The 16,366-nt window shown below is 45.8% G+C and carries 16 protein-coding genes and 1 tRNA gene; 5 read left to right on the forward strand and 12 right to left on the reverse strand.

Features of this window, described 5'->3' with window-relative positions:
• Positions 1–46 precede the first annotated feature (46 nt).
• The 4 genes from ptsP to aroA form a co-directional block, all read right to left on the reverse strand.
• Positions 47–1,792, reverse strand: a complete 1,746-nt coding sequence (gene ptsP / locus OIU26_RS02620) for a phosphoenolpyruvate--protein phosphotransferase (RefSeq protein ID WP_264215856.1) — start codon at positions 1,790–1,792, stop codon at positions 47–49.
• Positions 1,789–3,672 (reverse strand): glucose PTS transporter subunit IIA, encoded by a 1,884-nt coding sequence (locus OIU26_RS02625; protein WP_264215857.1) that lies wholly within the window; start codon positions 3,670–3,672, stop codon positions 1,789–1,791. Before OIU26_RS02625 ends, ptsP begins: the two co-directional genes overlap by 4 nt.
• A gap of 300 nt (positions 3,673–3,972) precedes the next feature.
• Entirely contained in the window at positions 3,973–4,407 is a 435-nt protein-coding gene (locus tag OIU26_RS02630; RefSeq protein ID WP_264215858.1) for a CoA-binding protein, read from the reverse strand.
• Between the two features lie 33 nt (positions 4,408–4,440).
• Positions 4,441–5,733: a 3-phosphoshikimate 1-carboxyvinyltransferase gene (gene aroA / locus OIU26_RS02635; protein WP_040103395.1), complete on the reverse strand. Its 1,293-nt coding sequence runs from the start codon at positions 5,731–5,733 to the stop codon at positions 4,441–4,443.
• Between the two features lie 268 nt (positions 5,734–6,001).
• Here aroA and OIU26_RS02640 point away from each other — a divergent pair, with 268 nt between their 5' ends.
• On the forward strand, positions 6,002–6,307 hold the full coding sequence (locus OIU26_RS02640) for a rhodanese-like domain-containing protein (RefSeq protein WP_013371889.1): 306 nt from the start codon (positions 6,002–6,004) through the stop codon (positions 6,305–6,307).
• A 245-nt stretch (positions 6,308–6,552) separates the two neighbouring features.
• Here OIU26_RS02640 and gndA read toward each other — a convergent pair whose 3' ends face one another.
• Together gndA and OIU26_RS02650 are read right to left on the reverse strand one after the other, a co-directional pair.
• The gene (gene gndA / locus OIU26_RS02645) at positions 6,553–7,959 is read right to left on the reverse strand and encodes an NADP-dependent phosphogluconate dehydrogenase (protein ID WP_025675816.1); all 1,407 of its coding nucleotides are present in this window, start codon (positions 7,957–7,959) and stop codon (positions 6,553–6,555) included.
• 174 nt (positions 7,960–8,133) lie between these two features.
• Complete coding sequence (locus OIU26_RS02650; RefSeq protein ID WP_264215859.1) at positions 8,134–8,733, reverse strand: hypothetical protein; 600 nt, start codon at positions 8,731–8,733, stop codon at positions 8,134–8,136.
• Between the two features lie 279 nt (positions 8,734–9,012).
• On the opposite strand from OIU26_RS02650, the gene OIU26_RS02655 reads away from it, so the two are divergent.
• A complete protein-coding gene (locus OIU26_RS02655; RefSeq protein WP_058829832.1) occupies positions 9,013–9,645 on the forward strand; it encodes a YktB family protein in 633 nt (210 codons plus the stop codon).
• A 42-nt stretch (positions 9,646–9,687) separates the two neighbouring features.
• On the opposite strand, the gene OIU26_RS02660 is transcribed toward OIU26_RS02655, so the two are convergent.
• Positions 9,688–10,974 carry an MFS transporter gene (locus OIU26_RS02660; RefSeq protein WP_264215860.1) on the reverse strand — a complete coding sequence of 429 codons (1,287 nt, stop codon included), beginning with the start codon at positions 10,972–10,974 and terminating at the stop codon, positions 9,688–9,690.
• A gap of 187 nt (positions 10,975–11,161) precedes the next feature.
• Between OIU26_RS02660 and OIU26_RS02665 the strand changes: the two genes are divergently transcribed.
• Complete coding sequence (locus OIU26_RS02665) at positions 11,162–12,637, forward strand: aminotransferase class I/II-fold pyridoxal phosphate-dependent enzyme (RefSeq protein WP_013371896.1); 1,476 nt, start codon at positions 11,162–11,164, stop codon at positions 12,635–12,637.
• 111 nt (positions 12,638–12,748) lie between these two features.
• Here the strand turns inward: OIU26_RS02665 and OIU26_RS02670 are convergent, their stop codons facing one another.
• Both OIU26_RS02670 and OIU26_RS02675 read right to left on the reverse strand, forming a co-directional pair.
• On the reverse strand, positions 12,749–13,054 hold the full coding sequence (locus OIU26_RS02670; protein WP_007431055.1) for a DUF1292 domain-containing protein: 306 nt from the start codon (positions 13,052–13,054) through the stop codon (positions 12,749–12,751).
• 79 nt (positions 13,055–13,133) lie between these two features.
• Entirely contained in the window at positions 13,134–13,691 is a 558-nt protein-coding gene (locus OIU26_RS02675) for a hypothetical protein (RefSeq protein WP_013371897.1), read from the reverse strand.
• Positions 13,692–13,891: 200 nt separating this feature from the next.
• On the opposite strand from OIU26_RS02675, the gene OIU26_RS02680 reads away from it, so the two are divergent.
• A complete protein-coding gene (locus OIU26_RS02680; RefSeq protein WP_013371898.1) occupies positions 13,892–14,650 on the forward strand; it encodes an MBL fold metallo-hydrolase in 759 nt (252 codons plus the stop codon).
• 128 nt (positions 14,651–14,778) lie between these two features.
• On the opposite strand, the gene OIU26_RS02685 is transcribed toward OIU26_RS02680, so the two are convergent.
• Together OIU26_RS02685 and OIU26_RS02690 are read right to left on the reverse strand one after the other, a co-directional pair.
• On the reverse strand, positions 14,779–15,015 hold the full coding sequence (locus tag OIU26_RS02685) for a DUF3892 domain-containing protein (protein WP_013371899.1): 237 nt from the start codon (positions 15,013–15,015) through the stop codon (positions 14,779–14,781).
• Positions 15,016–15,101: 86 nt separating this feature from the next.
• A complete protein-coding gene (locus tag OIU26_RS02690; RefSeq protein ID WP_264216257.1) occupies positions 15,102–15,545 on the reverse strand; it encodes a GNAT family N-acetyltransferase in 444 nt (147 codons plus the stop codon).
• A gap of 139 nt (positions 15,546–15,684) precedes the next feature.
• On the opposite strand from OIU26_RS02690, the gene OIU26_RS02695 reads away from it, so the two are divergent.
• A tRNA-Val gene (locus tag OIU26_RS02695) sits at positions 15,685–15,756 on the forward strand.
• A gap of 275 nt (positions 15,757–16,031) precedes the next feature.
• On the opposite strand, the gene nirD is transcribed toward OIU26_RS02695, so the two are convergent.
• A complete protein-coding gene (gene nirD, locus OIU26_RS02700) occupies positions 16,032–16,361 on the reverse strand; it encodes a nitrite reductase small subunit NirD (protein WP_064962258.1) in 330 nt (109 codons plus the stop codon).
• Positions 16,362–16,366: the final 5 nt, after the last annotated feature.

Below are 16,366 nucleotides of genomic sequence, written 5' to 3' on the forward strand. Positions count from 1 at the left end.
AGGTGCTTTTTCGTCCGAGCTATCTAAGCATTGCGGATATTAAATATTACGGCCGCCCGGGTCCGGCCGGGGTACAGCTGATATTAGCTGCAGTCAGCTTGTCTTCGATCGCTACACCAGTGGACATGCCAAAGCAAGCACGAGCGATTGCCATTGCTTCAGATGCAGTCGTATTCAGCACACGATGCTTGACCCGCAACAAAGATTGGGGGGACATACTGAGCTGATGTATTCCCAGTTCTAGCCAAAGTGGAACGGATCGTTCATCTCCAGCCATCTCACCGCAGACACTCACATCAATTCCGGCTTGAAGTGCCGCTTGTGCAGTCATGCGCAGCATTCGAAGTACAGCCGGGTGGTATGGATGGTACATATGCGCAATCTGCTCATTCATACGGTCTACAGCCAGCACATACTGAACTAGATCATTCGTTCCGATACTAAAAAAGTCGGTTTCAGCTGCTAATAGATCCGCGATCATCGCTGCAGCTGGAACCTCAATCATAATCCCTCGCTGAATTTTAGGATTATAGGCAAGCCCTCTTGCATCCAAATCCGCCATAGCTTCTTTCAAAAGAGCATCTGCCTGACGGACTTCCTCCACGGATGAGATCATCGGATACATGACCTTGATATTCCCCGTTGCACTGGCTCGCAAAATTGCAGTCAACTGAGTTTTAAACATTTCCTTCCAATCCAGACTAATCCGTATAGCACGATAACCTAGAAAAGGATTTTCTTCCTCTGGGAGCTCAAGATAATCCAACGGCTTATCGCCGCCGATATCCAATGTACGGATGACTACGGAGTGATCGCCTGCCTTTTCCGCTATTAGTCGATATACTTGATACTGCTCCTCTTCATTAGGAGCAGATTTACGATCCATATATAAAAATTCCGTGCGGAACAGCCCCACACCTTGAGCTCCATGCTTCAAAGCAGCCTCCAGTTCTTTAACGGAGCTAATATTGGCCGCCAGTCTCAGCGTGGTTCCATCCTTGGTCACAGCTTCTACCGAAGCGAGTACCTGAAGCTGCTCTTTTCTACGTCGCTGCTCGTCACGCAAAATGATATAGTGGTCTGTTACGGATTTTTCCGGATTCACATACACTCTACCCAGGTCTCCGTCCACAACCATCATATCTCCAGTTTGAACGGGCAAATTCATATTGCTCTCCAATCCAGAAACGAGTGGAATGCCAAGCGCACGGGCCATAATCGCGGAATGCGATGTTTTACCACCATTCATAGTCACAATCCCTAACACATAGCTGGGATTCAAGTGTGCCGATTGGGATGGTGAGAGCTCTTTGGCTACCAGGATATAGGGCTGAGTGTCCTTGGGAAGAGTCACTTCCGGTGCACCCAGCAAATGCTTGAGCAGTCGGTTCCCCACATCCTTGATGTCGATTGCCCGCTCCTTCATATATTCATCATCCAGCAAATCAAACATTGTCACAAAATGATCAATAGCTTCTTTCACAGCCACCTCGGCCGCCTTATACTGACGCTGAATAATGCCGCTAATTTCATTCATGAACTCCGGATCTTCCAATATCGCTAGATGAGCATCAAAAATGCTGGATTCCTCCGCTCCCACCATCTCTCGGAACTCATCCTTAATAAACTGGATTTCACTTTTAGATGTACGTATCCCTTCATACAAACGTTCAAATTCCTTCGCTAGATCTACCGTATCCATTTTTTGATCAGGTAAATCCCATTCCCAGCTCGGCAGGACAAATGCCTTCCCGATGGCCACACCTGCTGCGGCGCCGATGCCTTCTATCATGTTTCTACCCCTCCAACATTCCTGTCATGCAGCACAACGGACATTACCGAGGCCTGACCTTTTTTCACTGTTTTAAACGGAGCAAAGCTCCACGACTTGACGCGATCCGGATTCGTGATGACCATAGGAGTCACCAGCGATGGAGCTTGCTCTCGTAGCGCCTGCAAATCAAATTTGATCAGCAATTGCCCCGGTTCCACCGTATCGCCTGCTTCTACCATAGCAGTAAAATTCCCTTTTAGCTGTGAAGTATCAATCCCGATGTGAAGCAGAACCTCAAGTCCTTCTCGTGTGGAGATGCCTAAAGCGTGCATGGTCGGATACAAGTGCATCACAGTACCATACACCGGAGACACAAGTTCACCGCGTTCAGGAACAAAAGCAACACCGTCCCCAACCAGCTTCGTTGCAAAAATTTTGTCAGGCACTTCATGAATCGGTAGCATTTTTCCATGTACAGGAGCATTGAACAAAATTTGAGGGAGATCACGCTCCATCAGCTTTGCAATTTCCTCACGAATCAGTTCTGAATAGGTTCCAAATACGACTTGTAAATTACCTCCGCCCAGATTAATAAGCCCGGCCGATCCCAATGCCTTCATCGCTCCGGTATCAATCAGCCTGTCATTATGGACAGTCAGCCGTAAACGGGTGATGCAGGCCTCTACCTGCACAATATTCTCTTTCCCACCGAGTGCTTCCAAAATAAGTGGAGCACTGTAAGGAATATTACCGGCCCAATCCTCCAGAACCGAGCCTTCCTCACGTCCAGGAGTTGGAATCCGGAAGCGACGGATTGCCCATCGAAACAGTACATAATACACAAGCCCGTATGCCACTCCGACTGGAATTAACAACCAGGCGTTATGTGATAGATGGAAATTAAGGACATAATCTATAAAACCCGCAGAATATGAAAAGCCATGATGAATGTCCAGCTCAAAGGTAATCCACATGGCCAGACCGGACATAACCGCATGAACGAGGAACAAATAAGGAGCAGCAAACAAAAAGGCAAACTCAATCTGTTCCGACACTCCGGTAAAAAAACAGACCAATGCGGCCGTCAGAAACGTTTTTTGCACCTTTGGCTTCAAATCTTCACGAGCTTCCTGAATGATCGCTAACGCAATCGCAGGGATCGCAAACATCATAATGGGAAACAACCCAGACATGAAATAGCCCGCTGTCGGATCGCCAGCAAAAAACCGGGGTAGATCCCCCTGCACAACGTTGCCAGACGGAGTTTTGTATGTACCCAGTTGAAACCAAAATATATTGTTAAGCAGATGGTGAAGACCAAAAGCTGCCAACAGCCGGTATAGAATGCCGTAAATAAGCAGTCCAAAACCGCCCAAGCTCGATTCCAGGCCAACAATAAATTCCAGTCCTCGTTGAATCAGCGGAGCAATAATCAACATGAGCCCTGCAAATACAGCAGAGAACAGACCAATAAGCAGCAGAACAAATCGGGTTCCCCCAAAAAACTGAAGCACTTCAGGCAACTTAATGCTTTTGAAGCGATTATAGGCCAACCCTGAAATGATCCCCAAAATGATACCAATAAGCGTCGCTGGCTGAATGAGTCCGTTTCCAAATCTCAATGTGACCTGATCATATATAGCCATACCAGCCAATGCAGCCAGTCCCGCCTGACCTGCTTGATTCGACATACCCAGTGCAACACCAACCGCAAACAAATACGGCAAAAAATAAAAAATCCCGTGTCCCGCCGCATTTGCCATATCGGACACCATAGGAAATCCCCACGTGGCCCAAGGAAGGCTGCCGAGACTTAGCAATATTGCAGCTGCCGGTAGCACCATCGTCGGGAGCATGACAGCACGACCAAGCTGTTGTAAGGATCCGAGCCAATTCATGGCATTCCTCTCCCTTCTATCCCTGATGGTAAGCCGAATAAATACTTTTGTCAAAGCCATGGTTCCGTCAGCCAAAAATATTTATTTACGCTTTTACAGGTCATATAACTTATTACTCAACGATAACCCTATGAATTTAACTAGACCATTATCATATTCCAAGCATATATACATTATATGGATTCCTGAAAGTATAATATACTGTATCATGATTCTGATTTCACACCAAAAACCTTCAACCCTATGAAACAAGGGAAGAAGGTTTTCTTCATGTGCATATAGCATGGGTCAAAGGTGTGGTTATCCTTTACGAACAGCTTGGGTCACTGAATCCTCCACCTTAATGCAACGATCCATAATAACCGTCATTCCATGTTCCTGCGCAATGTCAGCGGCTTCCTGGCTTATAATTCCCTGTTGCAGCCACAATATCTTAGCTCCAATAGCAGCGGCTTCACGCGCAACCTCTGCGCAGTATTCGCTACGACGGAATACATTAACCAATTCAACGGGCTCTGGTACTTCAGCAAGACTGGCATAGCAAGTCTCTCCAAGAATTGTTTGCCCTGCGGCCGTAGGATTAACCGGAATAATCCGGTATCCCCGCTTCTGCATAGCATAAGAAACCATGTATGAGGTGCGGTCTGATTTATCAGACAAACCTACAACCGCAATATTGCCTACTTGTTCCAAAATATTCTTAATCTCTTCTCTGGACGGATTTTCAAAAGCCATTCTATCTCCTCCTGTCTGTATCTTAACTTACCTTTATTTTACCCATTCTACGGAAGCACCAAGCGTCGTCAGATGGTCGAAATACTGTGGATACGATTTGGCGACATGATGCGCATCCTTGATCACTAGCGGCTTCTGCGCGCGCAAACCTACAACCGTCAATGCCATAATGACACGGTGATCATAATGCGCGTTAATTTCCACTCCACCTTCGACACCCTCCGGTCTACCATGCACAATGATTTCCGCTTGACGTTCTTCTACCCGAGCCCCAGCCTTGCTCAACTCATTCAAATAATCCGTAATTCGGTCACATTCCTTATACCGTAAATTTTCCACGTTATAAAAACGAGATGTACCTTCGGCAAATACAGCCGCAGCTACCATGGCAAGTACAGCATCTGTCGCGGCATCACCATCAAACTCGATGGCCTTCAATCGGCCGTTCCCCTTTACAACAACGGTATCGTTCTCATGTGTCAGTGGTACTTCCATCATACGCAGTACATCTACAATAGCGCGTTCTCCCTGTTTGCTCTGCTCTTTAAGACGATGGATGGTAACATCGGAATTCGTTACTGCAGCCGCCGCCAGCACCGCAGCACTCCCTGGATAATCCCCCTGTACAGTATACGTACGTGGCTGATAGGATTGCCGACCCGGGACGCGGAAAGACATGTAGTCATCACTTGCATGAATGGTAATACCAGCCTCTTGCAATACCTCTAGAGTCTGCCCAATGACCACTTTGGATTTCAAATCATGCAGTACTTCAATTTCACTATCTTCCTCCAGTAAAGGTGTAAGGAACAACAGAGCGCTTAAATACTGTGAGCTAACCGAGCCGGACACCTGAATTTTACCGCCCTTCGCCTGACCACCCTGAATACGTATTGGCAACTTGCCTTCACGATGATCTACTTTAACACCTAGTTGGCCCAATGCATCAATTAGATCGTCATGGGGCCTTTTCCCTAATGAGTCGGGATATGTATTCACAAATGTAACATCCGGACATAGGGACGCAATTCCCATCAAAAAACGGAGCACCGCTCCTGCATTGCCTACGTTCAGTTCCTTCACAGCTTGAGGATGGCTACCAAAACCTGTAATCACTATTTTTTCATCATCCTCTTCCAGCACTGCTCCCAGATCGGTGATACAACGACGCATAGCGTCACTGTCCTCACTATGAGCTGGATAATAAATAGTACTTTGTCCATCGGCTAGTGCAGCCGTAAGCAGATAACGAGTCGTGTAGTTTTTGGAGGACAAAGCCCCAATCTCTCCTTGCAAGGAAGGGGTAGGTCTAACGATAACATCCATATTATACATGCTCCTTTTCGATTCAAACCATCCTAGTTTACGTTAATTATACAAGTTGTAACGTTCATTTCTCCACCTAAAAAATAAGGAATATTCATCTAGGTCTGTCGAGGTTTAGCAACCTGGTTGACTAATCTTTATTTAATTTTTAGATTTAGGCTAATTGACAGCTTAGAGATCGCTTCGCTATCATACATAGAGAGTGTGACGTTTCTCACACGCCAACAATACAAGTAGTACCCATTTACATTAGAAAAGAGGTCCAGCCATGACGCAAATCGCTCTGATTGAACCTTCTGAGCTTCGCGCACGCCTGCAAGCAGGAGAGCAATTGCAATTGATCGACGTCCGTGAGGCGGAAGAAGTAGCGGAAGGTATGATTGAAGGTGCCAAACACATTCCGCTCGGACAGATTCCGGGCCGCCTTGAGGAAATTGAACGCACCGGTGAAATTATCTTTATTTGCCGGAGCGGTTATCGCAGTGAACGTGCCTGCGAATATTTGCAGCAGCTAGGTTACGAGGGATGCACCAACATGACTGGTGGCATGCTGCAATGGTCACAGGAGCAGTAAAACAGCTAGTCTATAAAAGAGACGGAAACTTTCCGTCTCTTTTATTTAGGCTCAGGCTTAGACGCGGTAAAGCATTAAACTATTATGCTTCTATCATACCATAGCGTCAAAAGATTACACAATCCTTTAGCACATCCAAATTCGTATCTAAAATACCAAATAAAAAAACGGAAGCTTCTTCTACCCCAAGGGCAAAAAAGCTTCCGTTGTGTTACATACTACATCCTTACATATTCGTCAGTTCATTAGAACCATTGATGATGGAATACGCCTTCTTTGTCCACACGCTTGAACGTATGTGCACCAAAGTAGTCACGTTGCGCTTGCAACAGATTTGCTGGCAAACGCTCAGTGCGATAGCTGTCATAGTAAGCAAGCGCGCTGGAGAAGCCAGGCACTGGAATACCTTGAGATACAGCCACGGAAATCACTTGACGCCATGCATCTTGATACGATTCTACTACATTTTTGAAATAAGAGTCCAGCAACAGGTTTTTCAGAGCAGGATCACGGTCATACGCATCCTTGATGTTTTGCAGGAATTGCGAACGGATAATGCAACCACCGCGGAAGATCATTGCAATTTTTCCGTATTTCAAATCCCAATCATATTCATCGGAAGCTGCACGCATTTGAGCAAAACCTTGAGCATAAGACACAATTTTACTTGCGAACAGTGCTTTACGTACGCTTTCGATAAATTCTTTTTTGTCGCCGCTGAAGGATTCAGCTTTAGGACCGCTCAGCACTTTGCTTGCCGCAATACGCTCGTCTTTCATAGCAGACAAGAAACGGGAGAATACGGACTCAGTAATCATGGACAATGGCACACCCAGATCCAGCGCGCTTTGGCTTGTCCATTTACCAGTCCCTTTTTGACCTGCAGCGTCCAAGATCACATCTACCATAGGCTTGCCTGTTTCAGCATCATATTGGGAGAAGATGTCAGCTGTAATTTCGATCAGGTAGCTGTCCAATTCACCTTTATTCCATTCTGTAAAGATTTCATGAAGCTCTTCTGCACTCACATTCAGAACTGATTTCAGCAAGTGATATGCTTCACCAATCAATTGCATGTCGCCGTACTCGATACCGTTATGCACCATTTTTACATAGTGACCAGCACCATCGGGACCGATATATGTACAGCATGGGTCGCCGTCCACTTTAGCAGAGATTGCAGTCAGAATCGGCTCTACCAGTTTGTAGGCACTTTCTTGTCCACCTGGCATAATGGCAGGACCATTCAAGGCACCTTCTTCACCACCGGATACGCCTGTACCAATAAAGCGAAGTCCTTTTTCCTCCAGCTCCTTGCTGCGGCGCTGTGTATCAGGGAAGTAGGCATTGCCTCCGTCTATAATAATGTCGCCCTTGTCCAGATGAGGCACAAGCTGTTCAATCGTGGCATCTGTAGCTTTACCAGCTTGAACCATGATCAGGATTTTACGGGGTGATTCCAGTGAGTTCACAAATTCTTCAATGGAGAAAGTACCCGTCAGTTTTTTACCTTCTGCTTCTTTGATAAGATCGTGCGTTTTTTCTGGAGAGCGGTTAAAAACCGAAACGGTGAAGCCTCTGCTCTCAATATTAAGGGCCAAGTTTTTACCCATTACCGCCAGGCCGATCACACCAATTTGCTGTTTTGCCATCTGGTTCCTCATCCTTTGCAACATATTTTGTATTCTATATCGCCGCTTTACCGCATTACACTTTATGTGAATCGGAACACGTGCACTTCTATTTTAACGTTTTTAGTGTCAGAAGTGAACCCCTGTCTGATCGCAGATCAAAACACCTCATTTTGCATGAGGTGTTCCGATGTACTACGCTTCCATCATCAGCAGTTGGTGAGATAGCGTTTGCAGGCGTTTATGGCTATTCTCGATTTTGATCGTATCTTTCTCCGTCATCGCCTTGAACAGCTTCTCCAATTCATCGTCTACTTCCACCTTAAGCAGCAGCAGCCGGGTTTCCCCTTCATTGGAAGCGTACATATCTTCCATTTCCTGAGCGGACAGCACCGGTCCCTTCTGATAAATAACACGCTGCTTAAAGCCAGTAACCTCGACCAGACGAATGACCTCGCCGAACAAAATATTTTCCACCAAAATATGATGATCCTTGACTCTTTTGACAATGGCATGACCTCGGGTGCTTCCAATCAGCTTCTCCAACCACTCAGCCAGCTTGGCATCGCGGATTACATAATCTCCAGCCAGCTTGTAGTGTCCTGTGCGCAATAGTTGAAAACGGAGCTTCACCAGCTTGCGCCCGGTTCTCACCGACAAAACCAGATACGACTCATCCTCGCTCCAGTACAGCGAATACCCTTCCGATATCAAATCCTTGATCAGATTATGGATATGCCGACGGCTAAACCGGAGCTCTAGATTGCAATATTCTACCTCACAGCCCTTGTTCACGGCATTCCCTCCTTTTTCAAGTCCGATTCAAGAAGTCCGGCTACAGCAAGCCTGCGGCTTTCCCGCTTGATCTTCCCTTGCTCTATTTTATACTTCATTTTATGTAAGGGTACTTGGTTATTTGACCTATTTTTATGAGTAACAACGCACAATCCTACTTTTGCCTTATATGCTTGTACCGAGCCCGGCCTAAAGTCGGCCAAGCCCGCTGACATTATGCTATAATCGGACATATTACGTCACACGATATGGCTTAGCCTAGATACAGGAGGAATAGGAATGACATTCAGTGGATTTACTGCAAAGGACTTTGATGTCTTTGAAATACCAGGATTGGAGCCTCGCATGGAGGTGCTGATTCAGCAGGTTCGGCCCAAGTTGGAGGCGATTGGCGAGGAGTTAGCCCCCTTCCTGACGGACTTATGCGGGGAGCCTATGCACGTTCACGTGGCCAAGCATGCACGACGCAAGGTCAATCCCCCGATCGATACATGGGTAGCTTGGGCGGCAAATAAACGCGGGTATAAGGCGTTGCCGCATTTTGAGGTAGGTATGTTCGCTTCCCATATATTCGTCATATTCGCAGTCATTTATGAAAGTCCGAATAAAATCACGTTTGCCCAGGCGCTTGAAGCCAACCTGAGCGATGTGCGCTCTAACATACCAGGTCATTTCTACTGGTCCATGGATCATATGGATCCAAAAGGTACAGAACAGCAGCAAATGGACACGGAAGAGTTTCAAACCATTATTAACAAGCTACAGCAGGTGAAAAAAGCCGAGGTCATGTGTGGGCTCCGTATTGATCGTAATGACCCTCTTGCCAGTGACGGAGCTGCGTTACTGCAGACGGTGCGTTCTACCTTTGAGCATTTACTGCCACTGTACCGGATGTCTTTTCCAAAGGACTAGTTTCAGATAAATGCGTCCCTGATCCGCTACTAAGAGTACCGTTCAAGTCTTAACAACGGTTTTTCTCCGTGGATTGCGCGCCAAAGCCAGATGGCAGCCAAACATGAGCAGCATCACGATCCCACTGATGATAAAGGGAGCTGTGTGTCCAGCACGGTCCCATAGCACTCCTGAAACGAGCGGGCCAATAACCATGCCAGATCCTTGGAGTGTTAAAAAAAAGCCCCATACTGTTGCACGCTCGCTTTCCGGAATCAGTTGGGCAAGAAACGTGTTCCATGCAGGCAAAATGAGCGCATATCCCAAGCCAATAATGGCTACAGATACAAACACAAGTGGAATGGTCTGTACTGTTGAAAAGAAAAATAGCGTGGTCCCGGCAAGCAAAAAACCGATGTGCAAAAAGTACTTGGTTCCAAGGCGATCCACCAGCTTGCCACAAGGGATCAATGCCAGCACAGTCACCCCACCACCGGCAATCAGAAGCACGCTATACAGGTTCGGTGAAATTCCGAGATCCGTGCGCGCGTACAGCGTTAGCACAGGGCTGATCAAGCCGATGACAAAGGACTGCAAAAACAGCGCAGGATAAATTAACGGATTTACATTAAGCTTTGTTTTGAGCGTGTTGATCGTCTCCTTGATACCTCTCAACACTTGCCGCTTCTGCTTGGAGTTCCCACCAGAAGATATGAGAGCGCTCTGTTCGAGGTCGTCTTTGCCAGCAGACCTGTTCGTTCCAGGCAGCATAAGAGCAACCAGCAGTAATACAATACTGCATCCTATCAAAATCATGAACACCATACCGTAAGAGTGTCCGTAATGGGATATGGCGAAATTCATAATGAGTGGACCGAAGCCCGTTCCGCCCATGGACGCAATTTCCAGTGTCCCCATCGCTGCACCGTTATTGTTATTAGGACCAGACATTTCGGTCGTTCCAGTCATCACACAAGGCCAGAGCGGAGATGTCCCCAGTCCTAGCAGCAGACACGCGATGACGAGCCAGACAGGTTCTGTCAGGGTGCTTAGCATAATGATCGCTACAAGGGTAAACAACAACGCGGTTGACATCGTTCCACGATAACCGAGCCGTTCAGCCATCCAGCCCGCCGGTGCCCGGAATGCATTGTCTCCAAAATACTGAAGCGAAAAGGCTAAACCGATAATTCCGGCCGACAGCCCTAACGTTTCTCCCATATATACCGGCAGGATGGATACCAGAAGAGATCCCTTCATGAATTCGACCAGAAACACCAGTATCCATAATTTAGCGAAAAAAGGAGTCCACAGCCGCTGCGAAGCTTTTTTTCGTCTTATTTGCTTCATTTATCCCACATCCTCCGCCTTCGTTTATTGTCTGTACATTCGGGGTTCTCCGCCTACTCCGCTCTTTCGCAAATAAATGCGCCCTCAATCGCTTGCATTCCTACTTCAAACTGCTATACTCAATTTTGTTCTATTATCAATTGCACAGGATTGTCGAAATCCTGCATGAAAGGTTGTGACAACACTAATGAATCAAAGCAACACCCCGCTTTTTACTGCTTTGAAAAAGCATGCTCAGAGCAACCCGGTTCAATTTCACATCCCAGGTCATAAAAAGGGAGTGGGCGCAGATCGGGAATTTCGCGAATTTATGGGGGATAATGCTTTTTCCATAGATATGATTAACATCGCTCCATTGGACGATCTGCATCAGCCATCAGGCGTAATTGAAGAAGCTCAAAAGCTTGCAGCAGAAGCCTTCGGAGCTGATTATACTTATTACAGTGTACAGGGAACAAGTGGAGCTATTATCACCATGATTATGTCCATTTGCATGCCAGGTGATAAAATTATTGTACCCCGAAATATACACAAATCCATAATGTCTGCCATTATCTTCGCTGGTGCGAAGCCGGTATTCATTTCTCCGGTCAGTGATGAAAATCTCGGTATTCACCACGGGGTTACAACTAAGTCCGTACGCCGGGCATTGGAACGTCACCCTGACGCCAAGGGCGTCCTTGTCATCAACCCGACATATTACGGTGTGTGCGCCGATTTGAAGGAAATTGTAGATCTCGCTCACAGCTATAATGTGCCGGTCCTGGTCGATGAGGCTCACGGAGTACTGATTCATTTTCACGCTGATTTGCCGATGTCCGCTATGGAGGCGGGGGCAGACATGTCAGCTACAAGCGTCCACAAACTGGGTGGTTCCTTGACTCAAAGCTCGATACTGAATGTCAATACAAAAAACGGATTCGTTAATCCGCAGCGTGTACAAACTATTTTCAGCATGCTGACAACGACGTCCACTTCGTATATCCTGCTGGCTTCGTTGGACACATCCCGACGCAACCTGGCCCTTAACGGCCATGAAATAGCACAACGTGCTCTGGAATTAGCTGAATATTGCCGCGCAGAGGTCAACAAAATCGAAGGGCTATATTGCTTTGGCAGCGAAATTCTTGGCACAGAAGCTACCTATGATTATGATCCGACCAAAGTTACAGTTCATATTCGCCATTTAGGCCTTACCGGTTATGATGTGGAAAATTGGCTGAGAGATCACTACAATATCGAGGTTGAGCTTAGCGATATGTATAATATTCTCTGTTTGGTGACCCCTGGTGATACCAAAGAGGAAATTGACATTTTATTAAAAGCTTTGCGAGAGCTGGCTGCACTGCACTATTCCACAGGTCAGCAGCATGAGCTGGTTGTAAAGATACCGGATATACCGCAGCTCTCCCTCATTCCGAGAGACGCTTTTTACGGAGATACAGAAATCGTGCCCTTCAAGGAATCTGCTGGCCGTATCATTGCAGAATTCATTTATGTATACCCACCGGGCATCCCGATCCTATTGCCGGGAGAAGTTATTTCACAGGACAATATTGATTATATTGTAGATCATGTGGAAGTAGGCCTGCCTGTTAAAGGACCTGAGGATCGAACGGTACATCAGGTGAAGGTTATCGTTGAAACTGACGCTATTTCTTAAACATGATCTGTTAACACCTGCTTGCAAAAAATGTTGATAGTCAACAAAAAAAGCCCCCATTTGGGGGCTTTTCTATTGTGTGATGAGCAAGAACAGCTACTGTATCCAATCCTATTCGTATTGGGCAACAAGCTCGCTATATGCAGCTTCTACACGCTTCCACTCATCTTCGTCCTCAATATTGTAAAGCACCATTTCTTCGTTTTCTTCTTCCATACGAAGAATGATACCATCCGCTTCGGGATTGCCTCGCTCAAGCAAAAGAGCATACACGTGATCTTCTACGTCAAAGGTCTCTACCAGCACCATTTCTACATCTTTGCCATTTTCATCAGTTAGCGTAAGAACCATTTCTTCATGTTCGTGGTCATGATCGTGGTTGCAGGCTTCACCGTGTTCATGTTTGTGATCACTCATGGAAATACCTACCTTCAAATTGTTTTATTTTCCCTCGTATCGTAACATGATCAAGAGTGCAGGTCAATTTGTGGTATGCCTAATTTATCGCTGTAATGACTTTTTCGGACACGAGGGTATAACTGCCATCTTTACTTTCTTTAATGTAGAAACCGACCCGATAGTTTCCTGCTGTTTTGAAATCATACGTAAAGTCGTTTGTACGGAACCAGAAGTTATCCTTTTGCGCTCCTTTGATATCTTGGGACTGAATATCCTTTACATTGCCCGAAGGGTCGGTAATTGCTACTTTCACTCCGGAAATATCTGTTTTCAGGGTATCAATTTGACTGAAAACATTAAACTTCACTTTGTTACCTTTATTCACGTTACCAAACACAGTATCCCCCTTGAACAGGAACATATGCACGTTTGGCTGGTCGAAAACAACTTTTCCACCAGAGGGATCAAAATTTACAAGCCCATTAAAATCACGGATAGGCACATAAGTTTTCCCATCAATGACAACTGCGCCATCTTTTGACACTTCTCCGTTAATAATCAACTGCACTTGGTCCTTGGCGGACTCCGCCGAAATGACGGTCCCTCCCATTATTGAAAAGGCCATCACTAGGGCCATCACTTTTCTCCATTTCATACTACATATCCCTCCATCGTTATCTGTTAAAAACCATCTGTCGTACATTTATACCTAGCTCAGCCGCACAAGTTGCGCTGTGTTTCACAAATTGTCCAAAGTTTTTACATGAGGAGCCAAATCTTTAGTTCTCGCAGCCTAGATGTTAAAATACGATTGTAGAATGTCTTATAACACATCGTCTGGAGGGTGAATCCATAATGGGCCTAACGATACAGATGCTTGGTACAGGCAGCGCCTTTGCCAAGCATTATTACAACAACAACGCGCTGCTGGATAGCGGGGAAGGCAAGCTGCTGATCGATTGCGGTACAACCGCATCGCTGGCATTACACCAGATGGGTGTCCCTTTGCCTGATATTGACGCTATTTTAATCACACATATTCACGCAGATCATGTCGGAGGCTTAGAGGAATTTGGTTTTCAAATGAATATCCTCCATCGTCGCAAACCTCTACTTTATATCGCCGAACCATTAATCCACCCTTTATGGGAGCATACGCTCAAGGGCGGCATGTCCCAGCAAGGTATGATTGACAAGCTTGAGGATGTATTTGAGGTAAATGTCATAACGCCTGGCGTATCCACCACATTAGTACCCGGTATCCAGGTAGAGCTGATCCCTACACAGCATATTCCTGGTAAACACAGTTACTCTTTGTTCATAAATGATCGTCTTTTTTATAGTGCGGACATGGTTTTTGATCCCGATTTACTTCATCATCTGGTGCATGAACGAGGATGCCGGAGCATTTTACATGAGGTTCAGTTACAAGGCGCTGGAGAAGTACATACAACGTTAGATGAGCTGCTAAGCTTGCCAACACCTCTGCAAGAGCAAATTCATCTGATGCACTATAGTGATGATATGGAACAATTTAGAGATAAGGCAGGGATTATGTCCTTTCTGGAGCAGCAGCGAGTTTATCCGCTAGCAGATTTGGAACGTGCAGAGTAGCCGAGCTAATGAGAGCTTAAACAATTAACAAAAAGCCGCCCGGCTTTCCTACAAAGGATAGCCGGGCGGCTTGCTGCATATTTTTTGTATACAATGATAAGCTTGGACGTTAATGTTGCGAGTCAAGGTCAGAACAACGGCAGTTGATCCAGGTTATTAGAAGGATCTCCATCGGCATCCCCTCGAATTCGTTTGCTTCCATCCTTGGCCTTGAACACGTTGACGCCTGCAATGGAGCCTGCTTCAATCTCGTTCAACGCTTGGCTATAATCCAAAATCCGTCCAGTAGATGTCTGAAATGACGTAAGATCGCCATCCCCGTTTTTACGTACTGCCGTAATTTGTTCTCGTTCTGTATTCGCCATGCTGCATCGCTCCTTATCCATAGTATAGTGGAGGAACTTTTACTAGCATGCGCATTGTACAGCTTTGTATACACCCCGTGCCTCAATTACAACTTTTTACGCATACGTACGTGCGGTATTCCCGCATCGTCAAAAGGTTCATCAGAGATCGTTTCATAGCCTAGCTTTTCGTAAAACTTCTCAACTTGACATTGAGCATCTAGCAACGAGTATCTCAGCCCCAGTTCACGTGCACGTTCCTCCAGTGCTAGCAGTAATACGCGTCCATAACCTGCTGCACGATGCTCCTTGAGAACGGCAATACGTTGCATTTTAGCTGTATCCTCATCATAATATGTCAACCGACCAGTAGCCACCATTTCCCCATGTTCACAAATTAGTAAATGATGGGCGGTATCTCCCAGCTTGTCATAATGATCAATTTCAAGATCTAGAGGAACCTTTTGCTCTTCGACAAACACTTTGGTCCGGATTAATATTGCCTTCTGCAGTTGCTCTTCTGTGGTTACAGTTATAATTTCTGCGGCCATCATCTGTTCCTCCATCTCTAATTTCAAATGTAAACTCGCTAAATTTGAATTATATATATAAATGGTTATGAAGTACAGGCTGATTTGTATTTTTTCACTTTACATATATGGTTAATACATGATATTATCTAGTAACTACAGGACGGTAGCTCAGCGGGAGAGCATTATCTTGACAGGGTAAGGGTCATGGGTTCGATCCCCATCCGTCCTATTCGTCTAAAGCCTTGATATTCAAGGCTTTTTTTATTTGGAGATACAGCGAATTTTGCTAAAAAGAGAAACTGTCCATTGTTCAAGATTTGAGCATAAAAAAGCCAACCTGAAATAAGGTTGACTTTTTTATATACTTTACCACTACACTTAAGCTGTAATATCTCTTTATTCAGTAAGATTGAATTCTAGAGAATCGTTGGGCAATACATATCTCTTCTATTATATAGAAGAACAACTAAGCCCAGCACCCCAAGCACAATAAACTCAAAGCCTCTAGATTATAATAAAAACAGCTCCACTCTCACTATCAATCTCCGTCGGGTAAGTGGTCACACATCCAGTATCCGGATCTCGCACCTGGCCGGTGGATAGGTCGACTTTCCAGTCATGGAGCGGACAATGGACTACCGATCCACAGATCATTCCTTCAGATAACCGTCCCCCTTTGTGCGGACAACGGTTCTCAAGCGCACGCACGCTGCCGTCACTAAGGCGGAATACGGCTATCTCTGTGTTTTGAATGCGAACTGTTCTTGCTCCACGTTGGTCAATTTCGTTCAGATCTGCAATCCTGATTCTGCTGGTTATCGTATTGCTCTCCATTTGGT

Origin of the sequence: Paenibacillus sp. BT-177, assembly GCF_025846815.2 — a bacterium.
Taxonomy (GTDB): Bacteria; Bacillota; Bacilli; order Paenibacillales; family Paenibacillaceae; genus Paenibacillus; species Paenibacillus polymyxa_C.